This window comes from Enterococcus diestrammenae, assembly GCF_049384045.1.
In the GTDB taxonomy this organism is placed as follows: domain Bacteria; phylum Bacillota; class Bacilli; order Lactobacillales; family Enterococcaceae; genus Enterococcus_C; species Enterococcus_C diestrammenae.
Genome location: NZ_JBMRGR010000030.1, coordinates 1 through 19,624 on the forward strand (window position 1 = coordinate 1; position 19,624 = coordinate 19,624).

At 43.6% G+C, this 19,624-nt stretch carries 21 protein-coding genes; 19 read left to right on the forward strand and 2 right to left on the reverse strand.

Annotated features, from left to right (window positions below; all coding sequences use genetic code 11):
• The first annotated feature begins 838 nt into the window (after nt 1-838).
• The 9 genes from ilvD to ACO03U_RS13360 all read left to right on the forward strand — a co-directional run bounded on the left by ilvD (nt 839) and on the right by ACO03U_RS13360 (nt 11,230).
• Entirely contained in the window at nt 839-2,518 is a 1,680-nt protein-coding gene (ilvD, locus tag ACO03U_RS13320; protein WP_204687959.1) for a dihydroxy-acid dehydratase, read from the forward strand.
• A gap of 62 nt (nt 2,519-2,580) precedes the next feature.
• Nucleotides 2,581-4,281 (forward strand): biosynthetic-type acetolactate synthase large subunit, encoded by a 1,701-nt coding sequence (gene ilvB / locus ACO03U_RS13325; RefSeq protein ID WP_204687957.1) that lies wholly within the window; start codon nt 2,581-2,583, stop codon nt 4,279-4,281.
• Nucleotides 4,282-4,758, forward strand: a complete 477-nt coding sequence (gene ilvN, locus ACO03U_RS13330) for an acetolactate synthase small subunit (protein WP_161869113.1) — start codon at nt 4,282-4,284, stop codon at nt 4,756-4,758.
• Between the two features lie 59 nt (nt 4,759-4,817).
• Nucleotides 4,818-5,813: a ketol-acid reductoisomerase gene (ilvC, locus tag ACO03U_RS13335; protein ID WP_204687955.1), complete on the forward strand. Its 996-nt coding sequence runs from the start codon at nt 4,818-4,820 to the stop codon at nt 5,811-5,813.
• A 17-nt stretch (nt 5,814-5,830) separates the two neighbouring features.
• Nucleotides 5,831-7,093, forward strand: a complete 1,263-nt coding sequence (gene ilvA, locus ACO03U_RS13340) for a threonine ammonia-lyase IlvA (RefSeq protein ID WP_423104935.1) — start codon at nt 5,831-5,833, stop codon at nt 7,091-7,093.
• 365 nt (nt 7,094-7,458) lie between these two features.
• Nucleotides 7,459-8,022, forward strand: coding sequence for a GNAT family N-acetyltransferase (locus ACO03U_RS13345; protein WP_161869111.1), 564 nt, complete (start codon nt 7,459-7,461; stop codon nt 8,020-8,022).
• Between the two features lie 292 nt (nt 8,023-8,314).
• Nucleotides 8,315-9,355, forward strand: coding sequence for a hypothetical protein (locus ACO03U_RS13350; protein ID WP_204687953.1), 1,041 nt, complete (start codon nt 8,315-8,317; stop codon nt 9,353-9,355).
• Between the two features lie 8 nt (nt 9,356-9,363).
• On the forward strand, nt 9,364-10,620 hold the full coding sequence (locus ACO03U_RS13355; RefSeq protein WP_204687951.1) for a tetratricopeptide repeat protein: 1,257 nt from the start codon (nt 9,364-9,366) through the stop codon (nt 10,618-10,620).
• Nucleotides 10,621-10,669: 49 nt separating this feature from the next.
• Nucleotides 10,670-11,230: a ReoY family proteolytic degradation factor gene (locus tag ACO03U_RS13360; RefSeq protein WP_161869170.1), complete on the forward strand. Its 561-nt coding sequence runs from the start codon at nt 10,670-10,672 to the stop codon at nt 11,228-11,230.
• A gap of 158 nt (nt 11,231-11,388) precedes the next feature.
• Here the strand turns inward: ACO03U_RS13360 and ACO03U_RS13365 are convergent, their stop codons facing one another.
• Nucleotides 11,389-12,273 (reverse strand): YitT family protein, encoded by an 885-nt coding sequence (locus tag ACO03U_RS13365; RefSeq protein ID WP_161869108.1) that lies wholly within the window; start codon nt 12,271-12,273, stop codon nt 11,389-11,391.
• Between the two features lie 343 nt (nt 12,274-12,616).
• Between ACO03U_RS13365 and ACO03U_RS13370 the strand changes: the two genes are divergently transcribed.
• From ACO03U_RS13370 to ACO03U_RS13385, 4 genes are all read left to right on the forward strand, one after another.
• Nucleotides 12,617-12,988: a nucleotide pyrophosphohydrolase gene (locus ACO03U_RS13370; RefSeq protein WP_204687949.1), complete on the forward strand. Its 372-nt coding sequence runs from the start codon at nt 12,617-12,619 to the stop codon at nt 12,986-12,988.
• Nucleotides 12,985-14,199, forward strand: a complete 1,215-nt coding sequence (locus ACO03U_RS13375) for a CCA tRNA nucleotidyltransferase (protein ID WP_204687947.1) — start codon at nt 12,985-12,987, stop codon at nt 14,197-14,199. The genes ACO03U_RS13370 and ACO03U_RS13375 overlap by 4 nt, the downstream gene beginning before the upstream one ends.
• Before the next feature lie 95 nt (nt 14,200-14,294).
• The gene (locus ACO03U_RS13380; protein WP_161869105.1) at nt 14,295-14,663 is read left to right on the forward strand and encodes a thioesterase family protein; all 369 of its coding nucleotides are present in this window, start codon (nt 14,295-14,297) and stop codon (nt 14,661-14,663) included.
• Nucleotides 14,664-14,783: 120 nt separating this feature from the next.
• The gene (locus ACO03U_RS13385; protein ID WP_161869104.1) at nt 14,784-15,242 is read left to right on the forward strand and encodes a hypothetical protein; all 459 of its coding nucleotides are present in this window, start codon (nt 14,784-14,786) and stop codon (nt 15,240-15,242) included.
• Between the two features lie 217 nt (nt 15,243-15,459).
• Here the strand turns inward: ACO03U_RS13385 and rpmG are convergent, their stop codons facing one another.
• Nucleotides 15,460-15,609: a 50S ribosomal protein L33 gene (rpmG, locus tag ACO03U_RS13390; protein ID WP_002296119.1), complete on the reverse strand. Its 150-nt coding sequence runs from the start codon at nt 15,607-15,609 to the stop codon at nt 15,460-15,462.
• Nucleotides 15,610-15,872: 263 nt separating this feature from the next.
• On the opposite strand from rpmG, the gene ACO03U_RS13395 reads away from it, so the two are divergent.
• From ACO03U_RS13395 to ACO03U_RS13420, 6 genes are all read left to right on the forward strand, one after another.
• On the forward strand, nt 15,873-16,187 hold the full coding sequence (locus tag ACO03U_RS13395; protein ID WP_161869103.1) for a hypothetical protein: 315 nt from the start codon (nt 15,873-15,875) through the stop codon (nt 16,185-16,187).
• Nucleotides 16,188-16,448: 261 nt separating this feature from the next.
• Nucleotides 16,449-17,012 carry a 5-formyltetrahydrofolate cyclo-ligase gene (locus ACO03U_RS13400; RefSeq protein ID WP_204687945.1) on the forward strand — a complete coding sequence of 188 codons (564 nt, stop codon included), beginning with the start codon at nt 16,449-16,451 and terminating at the stop codon, nt 17,010-17,012.
• Nucleotides 17,009-17,707 (forward strand): rhomboid family intramembrane serine protease, encoded by a 699-nt coding sequence (locus tag ACO03U_RS13405; RefSeq protein WP_161869101.1) that lies wholly within the window; start codon nt 17,009-17,011, stop codon nt 17,705-17,707. The genes ACO03U_RS13400 and ACO03U_RS13405 overlap by 4 nt, the downstream gene beginning before the upstream one ends.
• 18 nt (nt 17,708-17,725) lie before the next feature.
• Nucleotides 17,726-17,941, forward strand: a complete 216-nt coding sequence (locus tag ACO03U_RS13410; RefSeq protein WP_161869100.1) for a YqgQ family protein — start codon at nt 17,726-17,728, stop codon at nt 17,939-17,941.
• Nucleotides 17,942-17,978: 37 nt separating this feature from the next.
• Nucleotides 17,979-18,944, forward strand: a complete 966-nt coding sequence (locus tag ACO03U_RS13415; RefSeq protein ID WP_161869099.1) for an ROK family glucokinase — start codon at nt 17,979-17,981, stop codon at nt 18,942-18,944.
• Nucleotides 18,945-19,006: 62 nt separating this feature from the next.
• A complete protein-coding gene (locus ACO03U_RS13420; RefSeq protein WP_161869098.1) occupies nt 19,007-19,417 on the forward strand; it encodes a rhodanese-like domain-containing protein in 411 nt (136 codons plus the stop codon).
• Nucleotides 19,418-19,624: the final 207 nt, after the last annotated feature.

Genomic DNA, 19,624 nt, shown 5'->3' on the forward strand with positions numbered 1-19,624 from the left:
GCCTGATTTTATTGGGTTTCGTATTCAGTTGGATATGTTCAAATGTCGTCAAAGTGAAGGACGCAGTCAAATAAGACCGCAATCAAGGGCCTCTGAGCAATCAGGGGTTCTTTTTTATACACCAAGGTTTAAAGAGAATTTCAGACTGTTTTTTACTACTTTTTAAACAAGATAAAATGGGACTTCATCTTTTATCGACAACCAGGGAGGACTTGCAGGAAACAAGTCCTCCCTGGTTTTTATGTTTTAGAAGTGATCAGCTTAACTCACTGATGGGGCTAGCTTGCAGCCGTTCTTCGACTGTGAAGCTGCTACATGGTCGCGCTGATTTGACCTTGATTTCAAATAAAATCCCCTTCAAATGCTCTTTTAAAGCTAATCTTTCTCATTATATTTTCATTATCGTTGTTTCTATGGTATGCTTTTAGTGGGATAGGACAATTGAAAGATGTTGTGAAAAGATATAAAAAATTCAGAAAATTCATTGACTTTAGGAATCATTCAAGATATAGTAAAAAAAATCATTATTTTATCTAATCAACGAGTGAGGGAGACGATTCAGATGCGCAATCATGACAAACGACAAGAAATCGTCATTTTAGTCATTTATCAGAGGGCTTGAAACACGGAAGACAACATCCCGATGTTTGAGTCCTATTTGCGTTATGAATGGGATTCTGGCAAGTATCCCAGTTTTTATCGGGATACTTTTTTTATAGGCTGAAGTTTAGGTGCTACCGGTACTAACCTTGAAAATCAGTTAGTCGGTCCCAAAAGCAGCTTTGTCAGCTCGCGATGAATTCAGAGGAAGTCAAGGGGTTTGAAGGGAGTAATGTAAATGAGAAGTGACCAAATTACTAAAGGGATTGACGCTGCGCCAGCTCGTAGCCTGTTATATGCTACCGGTCAAGTAAAAAGTAGTGCGGATATGGATAAGCCATTTATTGCGATTTGCAATTCCTATATTGATATCGTACCCGGACACGTTCACTTACGAGAATTGGCCGATGTCGCTAAAGAAGCGATTCGTGAAGCGGGAGGGATTCCTTTTGAGTTCAATACCATTGGTGTCGATGACGGAATAGCAATGGGGCATTTGGGGATGCGGTATTCCTTGCCAAGTCGAGAGCTAATTGCTGACTCTGCTGAAACAGTGATCAACGCCCATTGTTTTGACGGCGTCTTGTATATTCCCAATTGTGACAAAATCACACCCGGGATGCTTATGAGTGCCATGCGAACCAATGTCCCTTCCGTCTTCGTTTCTGGCGGTCCAATGAAGGCCGGCGTCGATTTGCGAGGACACCAAACGACGTTATCCACCATGTTTGAAGTAGTAGGAACGTATAAAGAAGGCAAGATGTCTGAGGAAGAGTTTCAGTTTATGGAGCAAAACGCCTGTCCGACCTGTGGTTCTTGTGCTGGTATGTTTACCGCAAACTCGATGAACTGCTTGATGGAAATTCTTGGATTGGCCTTACCAGGGAATGGCACAATTTTGGCGACGGCACCAGAACGGCGAGAGCTTGTGCGTCAGGCAGCCAGACAAGTGATGGCGATGGTAGAAAAGGATATCAAGCCACGGGACATTGTCACCAAAGAAGCCATTGATGATGCCTTTGCCTTAGATATGGCGATGGGAGGCTCTACCAATACGGTGTTGCACACCTTAGCGATTGCCAACGAGGCGGAAATTGACTATCACTTAGAAGATATCAATGAGATTGCTAAACGGGTCCCTTATTTATCAAAAATCGCACCATCTTCAGTTTATTCTATGCATGATGTTCATGAGGCTGGCGGGGTATCTGCAATTATCAATGAATTGGTGGCGATTGACGGAGCGATTCATCCAGATCGACTTACCGTGACGGGGAAAACAATCCGAGAAAATGTTGCCACGGCGACTATCCAAAATCCTGAAGTCATTCATCCGAAAGAAACACCTTACAGTCCTGTGGGCGGCTTGTCGATTTTATATGGCAATATCGCGCCAGAAGGGGGAGTCATCAAAGTCGGTGGTGTGGATCCCAGTGTCACCGTCTTCACTGGGAAAGCGATTTGCTTTAGTAGCCATGATGAAGCGGTAGCCGCCATCGATGATCATCGCGTCAAAGCGGGGCATGTCGTCGTGATTCGTTATGAAGGGCCAAAAGGTGGGCCGGGAATGCCAGAAATGTTAGCCCCAACTTCAAGTATTGTGGGACGAGGTTTAGGCAAAGATGTGGCGTTGATTACCGATGGGCGTTTTTCTGGGGCAACTCGGGGGATTGCCATTGGTCATATTTCACCAGAAGCGGCGGCTGGCGGCCCCTTAGCCTTGGTAGCAGATGGTGATGAGATCACGATTGATTTGATCAACCGTACGCTAAATGTGGCACTGACCGAGGAAGAACTAGCGACAAGAAGAGAAAGTTTACCGCAATTTCAGCCAAAAGTGAAAAAAGGTTGGCTTGCTCGTTATTCTGCTTTAGTCACATCAGCTCATACTGGTGGTGTGATGCGTTTGCCGGAATAACTAACAAGTGGCACTGTCTCACTAGCTTTTAGTCGGGAAGGATTATCTTAAGGAGGGAGCGTATGGAAAATTTGAAGGTACAAGAAGAAAAAATGTCAGGGGCACGCCTGTTGTTAGAGTGTTTACAGAATCAGGGAGTGGAATTGATCTTTGGCTATCCTGGTGGAGCGGTTTTGCCATTATTTGACACCCTCTATGATGAAGCGATTCCCAATATACTGACTCGCCACGAACAAGGAGCGGTTCATGCTGCCCAAGGGTATGCCAAGGCCACCGGGAAACCCGGCGTCGTCATCGCTACCAGTGGACCGGGGGCGACCAATGTGGTGACGGGGATTGCGGATGCTAATAGCGACTCCACACCTTTGATTGTCTTTACTGGGCAAGTGACTACCGATGGGATCGGTAAAGATGCCTTTCAAGAAGCCGATATTTTGGGTATTACCGTCCCCATTACCAAGAATAGTTACCAAGTCCGCAATGTGAATGACTTGCCTCGAATTGTCCAAGAAGCTTTTCATATTGCTACAACAGGACGCCAAGGGCCAGTGGTCATCGATTTGCCCAAAGATATGACTATCCAGCAAACCCCCGCCAAGGCTGCCTGTGATTTGCATATTCCTAGTTATCAACCCAATACCATCCCTTCGATATTACAAGTTCAAAAGCTGATGCAACTATTAGCACAAAGTCGCAAACCTTTGTTACTTATCGGAGGTGGGGTCATCTATGCCAATGCCGAAGCCGAAGCAAAGGCCTTTGCGCATAAGTATCAGCTGCCGACGGTTTCCACTTTGTTAGGGCTAGGAATCTTGCCAACGTCAGATCCCTTATTTTTAGGGATGGGGGGAATGCATGGCTCCTATGCCGCGAATATGGCTTTAACAGAGTGTGATTTGTTAATCAATGTGGGCTGTCGTTTCGATGATCGCTTGGCAACCGCCCCGCAAGACTTTGCGAAAGAAGCGATTGTCGCTCATATTGATATCGATCCTGCAGAAATTGGCAAAATTATTCAAACCGACATTCCCATCGTTGCTGATGCCAAAATTTGTTTGGAGAAGATGTTAGAAATTGCTAGTGAGCCACCGCAAATCGGTGACTGGCGCCAATTATGCCAACAACGGATGGTAGATAAGCCTTTTACTTATGATCGAGCTTGTACAGAAGAAATTAAGCCCCAAAAAGTTGTGGAGTTGGTGAGCCAAATCGCACAACCCGATGCGATTGTAGTCACAGATGTTGGGCAACATCAGATGTGGGTCGCTCAGTTTTATGACTTTCATTATGCGAGACAGCTGATTACTTCTGGCGGTTTGGGAACCATGGGCTACGGGATTCCGGCTGCGATTGGGGCCAAATTTGGTCATCGTGAAAAACAAGTACTCTGTTTTGTCGGCGACGGTGGCTTTCAAATGACCAATCAGGAGCTGGCGATACTCAATGAAAACCAGCTGGATATCAAATTTATCCTGTTGAACAATCGTTCTTTGGGGATGGTGCGCCAGTGGCAGGAGTCTTTCTTTAACAATCGTCGGTCTAATTCAGTTTTTCATAGTCAACCAGATTTCATGAAACTAGCAGAAGCCTATGGTATTCAAGGGGTTCGTATTAGCGAAAGTTCCACACTAAAAGCCCAGCTAAAAGCCGCTTTGGCAATGACAGGGCCAGTGTTAATTGAAGTGATTACTTCCTTGACGGAACATGTCTTGCCAATGGTGCCACCAGGGCAAGCAAACGACCAGATGATTGGGGTGGAGTAGATGAAGCGCATGATTTCAATGGTGGTACAAGACCACGTGGGTGTCTTGAGCCGGATCACAGCCGTCATGAATCGGCGGCAAGTGAACATCGATAGCATATCTGTCGGTCCTACCGAATCTCCGGGCTTGTCTCGCATGACTATCATGATTAATGCGGACACCTTGGCGGATGTGGAACAAGTCACTAAGCAATTGAATAAGCAAGTGGCGGTTCTGAAAGTGCGGGACATCACCGATGAGCCTCATTTGGAACGAGAACTGGCTTTAGTCAAAGTCAACGCTCCTGTGGCTATGCGCTCGGAAATCAAAGCAGTTATTGATCCCTTCCGTGCGGATATTGTTGATGTTGGCTTGAAAAATATAGTCATTCAAGTTGCGGGTACTCAAGATAAGATTGATGCTTGTATTGATATTTTGCGCCCATATGGTATCAAGCAATTGAGCCGTACTGGTGTGACAGGCTTTACTAGAGGTTGATAGACTGGTAATCAAACCGGCTGTTGATAGATGATACTACTATTTGGAGGGAATACTACATGGTAAAAGTATATTATGAAGATTCAGTACAACAAGACGCTTTACAAGACAAAACAATCGCGATCATCGGCTACGGTTCTCAAGGCCACGCTCACGCGCAAAACTTGCGAGATACTGGGCACCAGGTGATTATCGGTATTCGTGAAGGCAAATCAGCGGCGGCAGCTCGAGAAGACGGCTTTGATGTGAAACCAGTAGCGGATGCCACCAAAGAAGCGGATTTGGTAATGATTTTAGCTCCTGATGAAATTCAAGGAGATTTGTACCAAAATGAAATTGCTGACAACTTAGAAGCTGGCAATGCCTTAGCGTTTGGTCATGGTTTCAACATTCATTACGGTGTCATCACACCACCGGCTGATGTGGATGTCTTCTTAGCCGCTCCTAAAGGTCCCGGCCATTTGGTACGCCGGACGTTTACTGAAGGATTTGCAGTACCGGCGTTGTTTGCTGTCCACCAGGATGCTACCGGCAATGCCAGTGAGATTGCTTTGTCCTATGCAAAAGGCATCGGTGCGACGCGGGTTGGGGTTTTGGAAACGACCTTTAAAGAAGAAACGGAAACGGACTTGTTTGGGGAACAGGCTGTGTTGTGTGGGGGCTTGACTTCTTTGATTGAAGCTGGTTTTGAAACGCTGGTGGAAGCTGGTTATCAACCAGAATTGGCTTACTTTGAAGTTTGTCATGAGTTGAAATTGATCATCGATTTGATTTATGAAGGAGGCTTTGGCAAAATGCGAAACTCCATCTCCAATACTGCTGAATATGGAGATTACGTTTCTGGTCCGCGGGTGATTACCGATGTCGCAAAAGCTGGTATGAAAGATGTTTTGACAGATATTCAAAACGGCAAATTTGCAGAAGGTTTCATCAACGACAACAAAGCTGGCTTCCCTGAATTCAAGCAGATGCGGGAAACCGCTGCCGGACATCAAATCGAGCAAGTTGGGGATGAGTTGCGGAAGATGATGCCATTTGTGAATAAAAAAGACTAAGCAGAACAACGGGGGCGATGAAGTTGGGATTAGTGACGGATCATGAGGTACGCCAGGCATACCAGCTACTAAAAAAGCAAGTGAGCCATACACCATTGCAGTATGACCGCTATTTATCGGAAAAGTACGGCGCCACTGTCTTGTTAAAGCGGGAAGATCTGCAAAAAGTGCGTTCTTTCAAGCTGCGGGGTGCTTACTATGCCATCAAGCAACTACCCGCTGAAAAATTAGCTAAGGGAGTGGTTTGTGCTAGCGCTGGTAATCATGCGCAAGGGGTGGCCTATACGTGCCAGGAATTAGGGACTAAGGCAGTGATTTTCATGCCGACCACTACTCCTCAACAAAAAATTTCCCAAGTACGCTTTTTTGGCGGGAAACAAGTGGTCATTCAACTGGTGGGAGATACCTTCGATCAATCAGCTGAGGCAGCTCGGGAATACGCTGAAAAGAATCTGATGACCTTTATTGATCCTTTCAATGATCTTGATATTATTGCCGGACAAGGGACGCTAGCGCTGGAAATGATGACAGATGCCCAAGCGGAAGGCTATCAGCCAGATTATGTCTTGGCAGCGATTGGTGGCGGTGGTTTGATCAGTGGTGTGGGGGCCTACGTGAAAGGAACCAGTCCTGCTACCAAAATCATCGGGGTCGAACCTGCTGGGGCGATGTCCATGCAGGCGGCTTTTGATCATGCCGGACCCGTGATGTTGCAACAGGTGGAAAAGTTTGTCGATGGGGCTGCGGTGAAAGAAGTTGGGGACATCACTTACGCCCACGCTCAAGCTTACGTGGATCAATTGGTGGCGGTGGATGAAGGATTAGTATGTACGACAATTCTTGAACTGTACGGGAAGCAAGCCATCGTCTGTGAACCAGCTGGTGCTCTGAGTGTTGCTGCTCTTGAGGTAATCGCTGATGATATCAAAGGCAAAACGGTGATTTGCGTTATTTCAGGGGGGAATAACGACATTAGCCGAATGGCGGAGATTGAGGAACGTTCCTTAGTGTACGAAGGGTTGCAACATTACTTTGTAGTCAACTTTCCACAACGTCCAGGAGCTTTAAAAGAATTTGTATCAGAAGTGTTAGGGTCAAATGACGATATCACCCGTTTCGAATATACGAAAAAGATCAATCGGGGGACTGGTCCTGTAGTGATTGGAATTTTGTTGAAGGAGCCCAATGAGTTGGAGCAATTGTTAGCGAATTTAGCAGCTTTTGATCCAGAATTTATTAATTTACAAGACAATGCCTCGTTGTATACGTTGCTAGTCTAAAAGGAGCAGTCGAATCGATAAACGATTCGACTGCTTTTTCCATGGCATAAAAAAGAAGATTAAGGAGTAAAGGCAATCGAGTACTTATCGATAAAATAGCGCGGATTTTCTGGGGGAGAATCTCTCAAATTGTAGTGGGAACGACCAATGCCAAACAAAGTTCATGTTTGGCATTGACCTTGCTGAAGTCAAACTAGTTGTAAATCCGTCAAAAACCAAATGGATAACAACCAATGATTTCTCAGACTTCCTTAGCACTATAAATCGAGGGATTTTCTGAAAGCGAGTTTGCCCTGCTTTTCTTCCTTTTTTAGGTGTTATACTGTAAGAAGCTAGGATAGTTAAAAAGTAAAGGAGAAAACTAGATGACCGCTTTTTTTAGTTATGCTGTTGATGAGAGAGTGAAACTTGTTAAACCAGATATTACGATGGCTAGTGAAATGTATCAGCTGATTTGTAGTAATCAAGCCCACCTTGGGTCTTTCTTACCGATTCCAGAACGGGTTCAGTCCGTTGCGGATGAAGTAACGTTTATTCTCGATACGATGAAAAAAGAAGGTGCAGGTACCAATCGCCAATTTTTCATTGCACTTGACGAGCAATTGGTGGGTGCAATCGATATTCATCAAATTCGCATACCACAAAAATCTGGAGAGGTAGGCTATTGGTTAGCGGCAGCTTTTACGAATCAAGGAATTGTCACTAAATCCTTAAGCGTATTGTGCCAACTGGCTTTTGAGGAGTGGGATTTTAACAAGCTGGAATTGATAGCCGCGGTGACAAACAAAGCGAGCAATCAAGTAGCCCAAAAATGCGACTTTCAATTGATCGGTAGGTTACCAGATGAGATTTTCCATCAAGATGTGTTAAAGGATGCCAATTTATGGTGTTTGACAAAGGCGGATTATCACAAACTGCATGTCCTTTGAGAAAACAAACGGGCAAGGCGTAATCACAGGCATCTTTTGATAAGTGAGGCTTACTTGGCAAAGAAGAGAGCCTGGCTTGCTAATTTTGAATTGTCAAAATAATCAATAAATTATTGCTGAATTGACGCTTTTTATTGGGGTTAATCTTTGGGATTCTTCGGCTTTAGTGATAAACTTAAAGTAAGTAGCTTAAGTAAAATGCACCTTTGTCAAAAAAGAGAACTATAGTGATAAAACGATGTGATTAACGAGCATTTATAGGTCCGACAGGTGATTGATGGGAGGGATGAGGATGGAACTTTGCTATCACAGTGAAAGTTGTAACACGCGATTGGTTTATGGAGAGACTTTGAATCGGTCGATACCCGCTGGCTTTAGTAAAGATGTCCATGTTATTTTCCTAACCAATCAGAAATATTACGATCGTTCCTTCGAAAAAATCAATCAATTATTTGCTACGGCCTTAGATATCGATTGGTATATTTGTCGCAATCACCTCTATTGCAATGATTTAACCGAGTTACAAGAGTTGTTAGCTTTTCTCGAAGGGTTTCCCAAAGATCACCAATACCTGTTTGTTTCTTATGGCAATGAGGGAGTGACTGCTTTGACTGGTTTTATCCAACAGACGACGGTCTTGCCTAGTCGCTTTTGTTGTCTGCCTGTATCCCTTCGTTCGCTGTGTAAATCGTTGGTAAAAAGACGAGAAGTAGTCAGTCAGCATTTACAGCCGTTACTTGTCGTGAATAATCTACCGCAAGATATCTTTTATGATCAAACTATCACCCAAGAGCAAGGGGATGGTAAACTGGTGGATTTTCTGTTATTGTTGCGGGCGGGGCTAGTTTGTGATGCGTCTTTTTTGAAAAATCTTTTTCAGAATTTTCCCCACCAACAAGCTGTTCACAGTCGTTCTTTTGCTAGTTATATCCAGCAACTGGCAAGCTTTTATGAAAAACGGCAAACTGAAATCGAGAATTACGGTCGCCTGTTTGAACTTGCCTTTTACCAAGTTGCCAATGGTCATCTGCTTTCGGCAAATATGAAACGGATGATGGGGATTTTAATGCAGGTAACCTGGAATCAACAAGTGACCCCCTTGGATTTGGATTTGCCTAAGTTTTTCCACTGGCTACAGGCAGTTGGCTTACCTGTAGTCTTGCCACCACAGATTTCTTTGACAGAATATGGGGTAGCAGTACTGAAGCTTACAAAAGAGCTACCAAAGCCCACTCTTTATCAAAAAATTGGTATCAGAAAGGCTGCCAACTATCCTACCAGTGAGGAACTGATCCAGATGGCGACAGCTTATCAACAGATAATAGGAGAATGATGAGACCCATGGACAATTCATATAGTTACCAAATGCTTGATGCTTTGGAAAAAGAAGACCTAGTACAAGCCCAAATCGCTTTTAACGAAGCCTTGAGTAAAGACGATGACGATACTTTAGCACAATTAGGCACCCAGTTGTTTCAAATGGGTTTTTTGGAAGAACCACAAGAGATATTTACTCGTTTGTTGGAACGCTATCCAGGGAATGAAGAAGTCTTGTTAAGTTTGGCAGAAATCGCGATGGAGGACAATCGGATCGATGATGCCTTTGAGTTTATCGAAGGTGTGCCTCAAGACAGCGATTATTATCCGCAAGCTCTGTTGTTATCAGCTGATTTGTATCAAATGCTCCAAATTCCTGAAGTTAGTGAGGCAAAGCTGATGGAAGCAGCCAAAATTTTGCCAGATGAACCCTTGATACAGTTTGCTTTGGCGGAATTGTATTATGCTACGGATCGGTTTGGAGAGGCAGCGACGATCTACCAAATTTTGCTAAATTCCCAAATCACTGAACTCGGCGGCGTCGGGATTAGTGAACGTTTGGGCATGGCTTTGAGTATGGAAGGCAAGTTTGAAGAGTCGATTCCCTACTTGGAAGCGGCTTTGAAAGACAGTGAAAGTGATGACTTATTATTCCATACGGCTTTTGTGTACCTCCAATTGAAGGAAAATCAGCAAGCCATCCATTATTTGCAACAGTTACAAGCATTAAATCCGCATTATCAGTCGACTTATTTGTATTTAGCGGAAGCACTGCAAGAAGAGGAATTACTGGATGAAGCCCAAGCTACTATCGAGGCGGGAATCAAAGAAAATCCTTACCAAGTTGATTTTTACCAGTTTGCTTCAGAAAATGCCTATCGTCTTCACGATGTCAAACAGGCAGAAGAATATTTGCAAAAAGCCCTTGAAACTGGCGAGAAAATGGATGAAAGCTTAATCATGCTTTCTAATTTTTATCTGAAGGAAGCCGACTATGATGGGGTGATTGCTACCTTGGAACAGTTGGAAAATCCCGATGATGCCTTTGCTCAGTGGAACTTAGCCCAAGCGTATAATCAACTGGAAGAATATGATAAAGCTGCTCAACACTATGAACGGGCCAATGTGGAACTGAACCACGAACCGGATTTCATGAAAGAATATGGTATCTTTTTACGGAATGAAGGCCATCTCCAGGAGGCACTGCATCTGTTGACACATTACCTCCAACACGAACCAGGGGATTTGGAAGTTCAATCAATCATTGATGCTTTGCAATAATGTCAGCTGCGCACTAGCGGGGGAGTACCAGAAAGGACAGGTGAGAAAGATGTTTGTAGATGTTCGCGAAAAGAAAGTTTTTTTGAACTGGTTTGTCACCAATGCAAATTTCAGTCGACGAGAGGTCTCTTGGATATTGAATTACTTGGCCAATCATGAAGCGATTCTTGCTAACGTCCATTTTGTGGAACACGCCGAAGTGGCAGAGCGAGGGTTGCAAATCCGTGATACTTCAGTGGAAGGGGAACCGTTGCGTTTGCACATTGACGGGAATTATTTCACCGATAGCGATCAGATTTTTCATGAAATTCGCCTCAATTGGAAAGATCCACTGTATATCGAGTGCTTATTCACTAACGCTTGGGGCAATCCTTCTTATCTTTCAATTTTGGAAGACAATCCCTTTATGAAATGGAATGAAAGCATCGATCCTCAGATTGTAGAAGCGGTGGATCAGTTCATACAAGAAGAAGAGTTGCAAGCGGCAATTGATAAGTTGTATGTAGAAATCGATGACGCACTGGAAAGAGGCGATAAGGAGACGTTCTTGCGGCTATCTGATGAAGTCAACGAAGCCTTGCTCAGACGAGGAGAAGTTGAAAAAGCTTAGTGAGAAAAAGGGACTTTTGTTATCAGTAACAGCTTATCTAGTGTCTGAAAAGAAGCTTACTTTCCATGTAAACCACAGTGGAAAGTAAGCTTCTTTTGTCTGTCTTTTAGGTATCGTCAAATTTAACTTGAAGGTGGAAAGGATTCACGAACTGGTAGTTAGCTAGCTTTTTTTTTGCCAAAAAGTTTTTTCTTGGGTTTTAAGTAAGTAAACCCTTCCCCTTCTACTTCGTGGACATTGATGATGGAAACAAAGGCGGTGGAATCATATTCGTGGACAATACGTTTGACCTCAGAGACTTCCCGGGCACTGACTACCATATAGATAATTTTTTTCTCGCCACCGGAGTAAGCTCCTTCGCCGTTTAAAAAACTGACGCCCCGCTCCATCTCAGCCATCAACTGAGGAGCGATGGCTTGCGAGTGATTGGAAATGACCAGCACCCCTCTAGCAGAATAGCCTCCGTCCAAGATGGCATCGACAATGTGAGCGAAAACATAGGAAAAGATCAAGGTGTACATCATGCGTTTCAAATCGATATAGGTTAAGGATGCGGTTAAAATGACAATATCCAAAATAAACAACGTGCGCCCCACCGAAACGCCGATTTTTTGTTCAAGGATGCGGGCGATGACATCGCTACCGCCAGTGGTGCCACCTACGCGATAAATGATTCCACTACCAACCCCACCAAAGAGGCCGGCTACCAAGGCCGCTATCAACAAATCGTGATCCAAATCGATGGAAAAATTGACTTTTTGCCATACAAATAACCAAGCAGACAGTGAGAGAGTACCGATGATGGTGTAAAAGAAGGAGCGTCGGCCTAAAATGCGACCTCCTAAAGCGATTATTGGAATATTTAACAGTAGGGTGGACAATGCCGGATTGATCCCGAAAAGCGCGCGAAAAATCAAGGTAATCCCTGTTACACCGCCTTCTGCCAATTGGTTGGGAATATTGACAAAGACTAAACCAAAGGCGTAAATTGCTGTTCCTAGCAAAATCACCACGATATCTCGGCCGATTTTTTCTAATTTCATCTTGACTCCTCCAATACTACGCTAGTTGAGTATTCTTCGGTTATTTTGAAGAGCTCAGGGGCGTTTTTTGTGTAAAAACGACTTGCAGATTTACTGTATCATGAAAATTTACTGGGGACAATCTTCAGAGGGGGGATTTCAGCGGAAGTAGCAGTATTGCTAGGAAATAGCCGCTATTTTTGATAAGATAAGACATGGAAGGTGACCTTAGTAGTTCACTGATGGCAAACTATTCTTTATTTTGAGACAGGTTACCCTGCTGATTTTGAGGGAGAGACCAGTCTCAAAATGATGGTCAGTATAACTGACTAAACAATGAAGACCTCTTAAGGGAGAAGATTTTTTGATAGAAAAACGCAGCCTGCAGTCGATGCAGGAGGAAGTGGATACGTATATTCAACAATTTAAAGCTGGCTATTTCAGCCCTCTTTCACAAATGGCACGTTTGACTGAAGAAGTCGGGGAGCTAGCGCGGGAGGTCAACCATACTTATGGTGAAAAACCCAAAAAGACGACGGAGGCTGAAAACAGCGTGGCGGAGGAGCTAGGGGATGTCTTATTTGTGACTCTGATCATGGCCAATTCACTAGGTATCGATTTGACGGATATCTTTGAAAAAAACATGGCGAAATTCAATCAACGGGATCGCTACCGTTTTGAACGAGTGGATGGTCAGACCCAAGCCAATGCTGAAGATGAGGAGCAGTTGCCATGAAATTAACGGTCTTACCGGAAGAATTCCGCCGGGCGCTCCCGGTGATGGAAAAAATCGAACAGGCAGGCTATGAAGCCTATTTTGTGGGGGGCAGTGTCCGGGATGTGCTTTTAGGTCAACCGATTCACGATGTGGACATCGCTACCAGCGGCTTTCCTGCTGAAATCAAGGAAATCTTCCCGCGAACAGTGGATATCGGCATCGAACATGGGACTGTCTTGGTGTTGTATCAAGAGGATCAATACGAAGTCACAACTTTTCGGACGGAATCCACCTACCAAGATTTTCGAAGACCAGATCATGTTGCGTTTGTGCGGTCGTTGGAAGAAGATTTAAAACGTCGAGATTTTACTATCAATGCCTTTGCAGTGCAAGAGGATGGTACGGTCATTGATCTTTTTGGTGGGCTTCAAGATTTGGAGCAGCGGATTTTGCGAGCAGTGGGCAATCCCCACGAGCGTTTCCATGAAGATGCCTTGCGGATGATGCGAGGGTTACGCTTTGTCAGTCAATTGGGTTTTGTTTTTGAGACAGAAACCTTTGAGGCAATCGTGGAAAATCATGCCTTATTAGAAAAAATTTCCATCGAGCGGGTCTTTATCGAATTCACCAAATTATTGCTGGGAAGTCATCGCAATGAGGCCATGAAGCAATTTGTCGCCACGGGATGTTTTGAATATTGTCCGGGGATGGCAACTAGCAAAGAGTACTTGCTACAGTTTGCCGGACTTATTCCGGATCCTTTTTTGTCCGAAACGGCTGCGTGGAGCGTCTTGTTGGATCATCTTGCCGTCCCTGAAGCGCAAATTGGCCACTTCTTGAAAGCTTGGAAAGTATCAAACGAGTTTTTACGAGAATGTCGGGAATTGGTGTGGGGCCTACGTCAACGTCGCAAAGGCTATTATACGCCAATGGCTCTGTATCGTTTGGGAGATTTGGCTCTGAAAGTGGAAACCTTATTGAGCTATTATGGTCGTCCAGGGGAAACTGACAAAACCGCTGAAGCTTTGGCGAAGTTACCGATTCGTTCTTTACGAGAGTTGGCAGTCAATGGCAAGGATGTCATGGCAGCCTGTCAACAAAAAGCCGGCCCTTGGTTGAAAGAAACGCTAGCTTATTTAGAGCAGGCTGTAGTGGAAGGGCGTTTAGTCAACGACAAAACCGCTCTTTTAAATGCGGCCGTCGCGTATTTACCGGGAATATTGGATTAACCATCTGTCAGCAAATGACAGCATCTTATATCGCTGTTGGTTCTTTCAAGTAGAAGCTTCGAACCAACAGAAAAACGCTGAAGGAGGATGCAACAATGGTAGAAGTCAATTTTAAAAAAGAGTATTTGGTGACTGCTGACCGCACCGCCAAAGCAATGGGTTCTGGTGGCTTAGATGTTTTAGCGACACCGGAACTGGTAGCGATGGTGGAAAACGCCTGTTATCTCCATTTGGCAGAGCATTTGCCTAAAGAGAAAACGACTGTCGGAGGCTTTATCTCCTTGGAACACGTGGCGCCCTCTGCGGTGGGAGCGACGATCACCATCAAAGCCAATCTCTATGAACGGGATGGAAACAAAGCCGTCTTTTCCTTCACTGCCTATGATGGAGATAAAAAAGTTGGGAAAGGCAATCATGAACGCTTTGTAGTAGAGAAGGACGCTTTTTTGGCAAAACTTTCCTAAATCTTGGGGCAAGCAATATTTTATCTTACCTTTGTCACTTGTGCTACACTGAAGGAGTAAGCAACTAGCTACGCAATCCTCAGAAGCTTTTGAGGAATATTTATGTAAGGAGCGAATAACATGGCAAGAGAAATGAAAGCGTTGAAATTCTATTTCCGAAATGGTGAAACTTGGACCATTGAACGTCGTTACATCGGTGATTTATGGATTAAACAAATTACCACTAGTTTTGGTCGGATTAACGGCAGTGAGTTTGTAGAAATCCATCCTTGTGCCGGCTTCAAGATTGAAATTTATCAAGAAGGCGATCACGTAGCAACCCAAGATATCAACTTAGGTGGGTTGGAATTGGGGATGTTTAACCGAGCTTTGAAGTACCAAGATATCGAAAAAATGGAAATTCTTTTCCAATCCGGCAAACCTGATATGGTTTACTTCCCATACAAAGACTTGGATACAGAAGGCTTGGATAACGAATACCAATCTACACGTATCTCTGAAAAAACCAAGAGCTTGTATATTGTCATCAACCCAGAACAACATGTTGATGAAGTTTATCGGGATCAGTTTGAAGCTTAAGCTAGTCGCCTATCAAAGTCCTCCAAGAAATTGGAGGGCTTTTTGTCTTGTCGGTTGAGAATGGCTTAACAAACTAGAAAGGTGGAAGGAACGTCTATCGTTTTCAAGAATGCAGGGGGAAGCGCTAGGAGATAGAAAGCTACGTAAGTTCGTGAAGCCAAGTCTAATCAAAAAGCCTGAAGTCTTGTCAACCAAGGCTTCAGGCTTTTTACCGAAATTATTTAGTTTCCCGGTGTAAAGTAACTTTTCTTTCGCGTGGGCAATATTTTTGCTTTTCCAAACGGTCAGGATTGTTACGTTTGTTTTTGCTAGTCAAGTAGTTACGTTCTTTACAAGAAGTACACTCTAAAGTGATGTTTACGCGCATGTTATTCCCTCCTATGCTACTGGATTCTAACCAAGATTTCTCTCAGACCTGAATATCATAGCATGATTTTAGAAAATTGACTAGTACTTTGAGAGAATTTTGTTAAGTAGTTTTACTTGACGAAGAAATGTCAGTAAAAATTTGCCTAGAGGATCACCACTTGGACTAAAACCGGTCTTTTCAAAGGTATTTCTAAAAAAATCTGGGTGTTCTCTTTACAAAGGCGAACGTATGTTTGTATAATTCCTTTGAGGTGACCAGAGATGCGGTTTATCAAACGTGTAGATTTTACTGCCCCGATGCGACCTGCCGTCTTTTGTATGGTTAAAAAAATTCCTGGGTTTTATCGTTTGTCAGCTGATACGGTAATTTTGGATGAAGGTGTTTATCACTGGTGGGTGTATCGGAGCGATCGGTATTGTATGGCATTTCCAGCGATTTATTGTGACCATGTTTTATTGTTTGAAAGGGACTATCAAAAACCACTGCCTTTTAGTCGTGAGGGAGAAGCGTATCAGCTGCAGGATTTTCGAGAGGCGAAACGTCCGATTAGTGCTCTCACGGGAAAACGTATCTAACGGGAAAGAAGTGGCCTTGATTAAAACTTCAAAAAATGTTCTCTTAGCGACTTCTTCTTACTTAATTCAAGCTTAACCCATTTTTTTGTCTCAATTATTAAGTAAACTATTCTCGTAACTAGGATTTTTTGTGAAAAATAGAATGTCAGCTTCTATGAAAGAAGTAAAATCTGGGGCAAAAAGAATTTCCGACGACCAGAGTTTGCCATTTGGCTTTTTTTTCGTTACTATTTCAACTATAGGATAAATAAAGGAGTCATTATGGATAAAAAAACACTTCGAAAAGAGGGGATTGCCATCTTGTCTCTTCTTAGCCAACAAGCCAAGAAAAAACAGCAGAAAGAACAGCTGATTCACCAGCTTCTTTTTGCTTCAAAAAGTTGGCAGGCCGCTGAAACGATTGGCTTGGTTCGTTCGACAGCGATTGAGTTGGCGACATTGCCCGTCTTTGCTCGCGGTTTTCAAGAAGGCAAACGGCTAGTAGTCCCAAAAGCTTTGGCTGATAAAAAAATGGTTTTTCATGAGATTACGCCCGCGACTGTTTATGAAAAGTCTGCTTTTGGCATTGAGGAACCGAACCATCATGCGCCACTACTACCAGCTGAGATTGACTTGTTGATCGTTCCGGGAGTGGTTTTCTCCACCAAAGGCTATCGCATTGGTTTTGGTGGTGGCTACTATGATCGTTTTTTGCAAGATTATCCTAATCAAACAGTAAGCCTGGTTTTTGGAGAACAACTTCGTGATGATTGGCAAGCGGAGAAATTTGATAGACCAGTAAATAAACTTATCACGGATACCTTCAAGAAAGAGGTAGGAAAATGAATTTTGATCTGAAACGTACTGCTAACCAGTGGAAAAATGGCCCTTATATTACGTATAGCCTGATTGCCATCCAAACGCTAATCTTTTTATTGGATTATTTGGCACCAGCCCTCCAGCTTCAACCAAGAGGCGTGATGTTTGGTCCTTATGTCGCTTTTTTCCATCAGTATTGGCGCTTTTTAACACCGATTTTTCTGCATTTTGGGCTGGCTCACTTTGCGATTAATTCCTTGGTCCTGTATTTTATCGGCCAACAAGTGGAGGCCTTATATGGCCACAGCCGCTTTTTGGGGATTTATCTATTGAGCGGGATGCTGGGAAATGCCTTTAGCTTTGCTTTTAATACGGCGGGAATTCAGTCAGCGGGCTCCAGCACGTCGATTTTTGGGATTTTTGGGGCCTTTTTGATTTTAGGTTTTTATTTCCGCCACAATCCGGCGATTCAAGGGATGGTGCGGCAGTTTGCTATTTTTGTTTTGTTGAGTTTGGTTTTCGGTGTCTTTGACCAGTCCATCGACATTTGGGGGCATATTGGTGGGATTATCGGGGGGCTTCTATTGGGAAATACCATTGCTTTGCCGAAAAATCCGGGCCGCTATTCAATCCACACCCGTATCCTGACTGGGGCTATCTATGTATTTCTTTTTGGGATTTGTGTTATCTATGGTTTAAAAAAATACGGAATACTTGTATAATAGTTAGGTGTGTTGAAAATGGAAAGTCTATATGATGTACAACAATTGCTAAAACGTTTCGGGATTATCGTTTATGTGGGCAAAAGAATCTGGGATATTGAACTGATGCAAATTGAATTGCGGAAGCTCTACGATGGTCGTTTAGTCGATCACGATACTTATATGACGGCTTGGCATATTCTCAGACGTGAACACCGCATCGAAGAAAACCGAGAAAACCAAAAGCTGACTTGAGGGTTGGTTGGAGAAATTATCGTTAGGAGAGAAATACATGGATAAAAAGATCATCGGGATTGACCTTGGCGGAACGACTGCCAAATTTGCCATCATGACTGCAGAAGGCGAAATCCAACAAAAATGGAGTATCGAAACAAATATTTTGGATGATGGTAGTCATATCGTGCCAGACATCATTGAATCAATCAATCACCACCTAGATTTATATGAGATGACTGCCGAAGATTTCATCGGTATTGGCATGGGGACTCCCGGTAGCGTGGATAATGTCGCAGGCACGGTTATCGGTGCTTACAATCTAAACTGGACCACTTTGCAACCAGTCAAAGAACAAATCGAAGCAGGGACTGGGATTGCTTTTGCGATTGATAACGATGCCAACGTTGCCGCTTTAGGGGAACGCTGGAAAGGCGCTGGCGAAAACAATCCAGATGTAGTCTTTATTACCTTAGGCACCGGCGTTGGTGGTGGAATCATCGCAGCTGGTAATTTACTTCATGGGGTAGCGGGCTGTGCTGGTGAAATTGGTCACGTTACCGTTGATCCAGAAGGCTTTATGTGTACTTGCGGCAAACGTGGCTGTCTGGAAACCATCTCTAGTGCGACTGGAGTTGTTCGGGTAGCACGTCATCTAGCAGAAGAATATGCTGGTGAATCCGAACTGAAAAAACGCTTAGATGATGGTCAAGATATTTCATCGAAAGACGTCTTTGAGTTGGCAGCAGCAGATGATCCTTTTGCTCTGATGGTAGTGGATAAAGTGTGCTTCTACTTAGGGCTAGCCTGTGGCAATTTAGGAAATACTTTAAATCCAGACAGCATCGTCATTGGTGGTGGCGTTTCAGCAGCGGGAGAATTTTTGCGTAGTCGTGTAGAAAAATATTTCCGTGAATTTACCTTCCCACAAGTGACTGAATCCACTAAGATTAAGTTAGCCCAATTAGGAAATGAGGCTGGCGTCATCGGAGCAGGATCATTGGCCCTGCAATTTATCAAATAAAACGAAGTGAAACGGTTGGATTCAGTTTTTGAATCACTACCGCAAAGAAAGGTTTGGAACATATGAAACTGTTTTTAGCTATTAAAACATTGACGGTTATCAACATTATTTTAGGGATTTTGTTATTGGCAATTCTGCTTCATGAGTTGTATATCTATATTCAAGGTCGGCGTTCAGCTAAGGTCTTGACAGAAGAAGAGTTTAAAGAAGGCATGCGCAAAGCTCAAGTAGTGGACATTCGTGAACGGGAGGACTTCAATGCGGGACATATTTTAGGCGCTCGCAATATTCCTTACTCTACTTTGGCTAATTCATACGGTAGTTTCCGGAAAGACCAACCCATTTACTTGTATGATCGTAAAAAATCCCTAGCCGTTCGTTCAGCGATCAAATTGAAAAAACAAGGCTACAAGGATATTTATATTTTGAAAACCGGTTTCCAAGAATGGACGGGTAAAACAAAACGTAAATAATTGCAGATGACTAACTAGCAAATTTCGATTGTGAGATTTGCTAGTTTTTTTATACACTGAGTTCGTATAACTTTTAATCGATGTGAAATCCCGTTTTACCAAGGGTTATAGAGAATTTCGGACTGTTTTTTGTAAGCGAGAAATAATCCAACGCATTTTCTACCAATCACTCCTCCTTTATACTTAGCTTATTGCTAAATATGAGGA

What these genes read in the sequence shown, in the direction of transcription:
- ACO03U_RS13365 (WP_161869108.1), bottom strand. Translation starts at nt 12,273, where the DNA reads ATGAAATTAGAAAAAATCGGCCGAGATATCGTGGTGATTTTGCTAGGA.
- ACO03U_RS13400 (WP_204687945.1), top strand. Translation starts at nt 16,449, where the DNA reads ATGGATAAAAAAACACTTCGAAAAGAGGGGATTGCCATCTTGTCTCTT.
- ilvA (WP_423104935.1), top strand. Translation starts at nt 5,831, where the DNA reads ATGAAGTTGGGATTAGTGACGGATCATGAGGTACGCCAGGCATACCAG.
- ACO03U_RS13415 (WP_161869099.1), top strand. Translation starts at nt 17,979, where the DNA reads ATGGATAAAAAGATCATCGGGATTGACCTTGGCGGAACGACTGCCAAA.
- ACO03U_RS13350 (WP_204687953.1), top strand. Translation starts at nt 8,315, where the DNA reads ATGGAACTTTGCTATCACAGTGAAAGTTGTAACACGCGATTGGTTTAT.
- ACO03U_RS13420 (WP_161869098.1), top strand. Translation starts at nt 19,007, where the DNA reads ATGAAACTGTTTTTAGCTATTAAAACATTGACGGTTATCAACATTATT.
- rpmG (WP_002296119.1), bottom strand. Translation starts at nt 15,609, where the DNA reads ATGCGCGTAAACATCACTTTAGAGTGTACTTCTTGTAAAGAACGTAAC.
- ACO03U_RS13345 (WP_161869111.1), top strand. Translation starts at nt 7,459, where the DNA reads ATGACCGCTTTTTTTAGTTATGCTGTTGATGAGAGAGTGAAACTTGTT.
- ACO03U_RS13385 (WP_161869104.1), top strand. Translation starts at nt 14,784, where the DNA reads ATGGCAAGAGAAATGAAAGCGTTGAAATTCTATTTCCGAAATGGTGAA.
- ACO03U_RS13395 (WP_161869103.1), top strand. Translation starts at nt 15,873, where the DNA reads ATGCGGTTTATCAAACGTGTAGATTTTACTGCCCCGATGCGACCTGCC.
- ilvD (WP_204687959.1), top strand. Translation starts at nt 839, where the DNA reads ATGAGAAGTGACCAAATTACTAAAGGGATTGACGCTGCGCCAGCTCGT.
- ilvC (WP_204687955.1), top strand. Translation starts at nt 4,818, where the DNA reads ATGGTAAAAGTATATTATGAAGATTCAGTACAACAAGACGCTTTACAA.
- ACO03U_RS13405 (WP_161869101.1), top strand. Translation starts at nt 17,009, where the DNA reads ATGAATTTTGATCTGAAACGTACTGCTAACCAGTGGAAAAATGGCCCT.
- ACO03U_RS13355 (WP_204687951.1), top strand. Translation starts at nt 9,364, where the DNA reads ATGGACAATTCATATAGTTACCAAATGCTTGATGCTTTGGAAAAAGAA.
- ACO03U_RS13360 (WP_161869170.1), top strand. Translation starts at nt 10,670, where the DNA reads ATGTTTGTAGATGTTCGCGAAAAGAAAGTTTTTTTGAACTGGTTTGTC.
- ilvB (WP_204687957.1), top strand. Translation starts at nt 2,581, where the DNA reads ATGGAAAATTTGAAGGTACAAGAAGAAAAAATGTCAGGGGCACGCCTG.
- ACO03U_RS13380 (WP_161869105.1), top strand. Translation starts at nt 14,295, where the DNA reads ATGGTAGAAGTCAATTTTAAAAAAGAGTATTTGGTGACTGCTGACCGC.
- ACO03U_RS13375 (WP_204687947.1), top strand. Translation starts at nt 12,985, where the DNA reads ATGAAATTAACGGTCTTACCGGAAGAATTCCGCCGGGCGCTCCCGGTG.
- ACO03U_RS13410 (WP_161869100.1), top strand. Translation starts at nt 17,726, where the DNA reads ATGGAAAGTCTATATGATGTACAACAATTGCTAAAACGTTTCGGGATT.
- ilvN (WP_161869113.1), top strand. Translation starts at nt 4,282, where the DNA reads ATGAAGCGCATGATTTCAATGGTGGTACAAGACCACGTGGGTGTCTTG.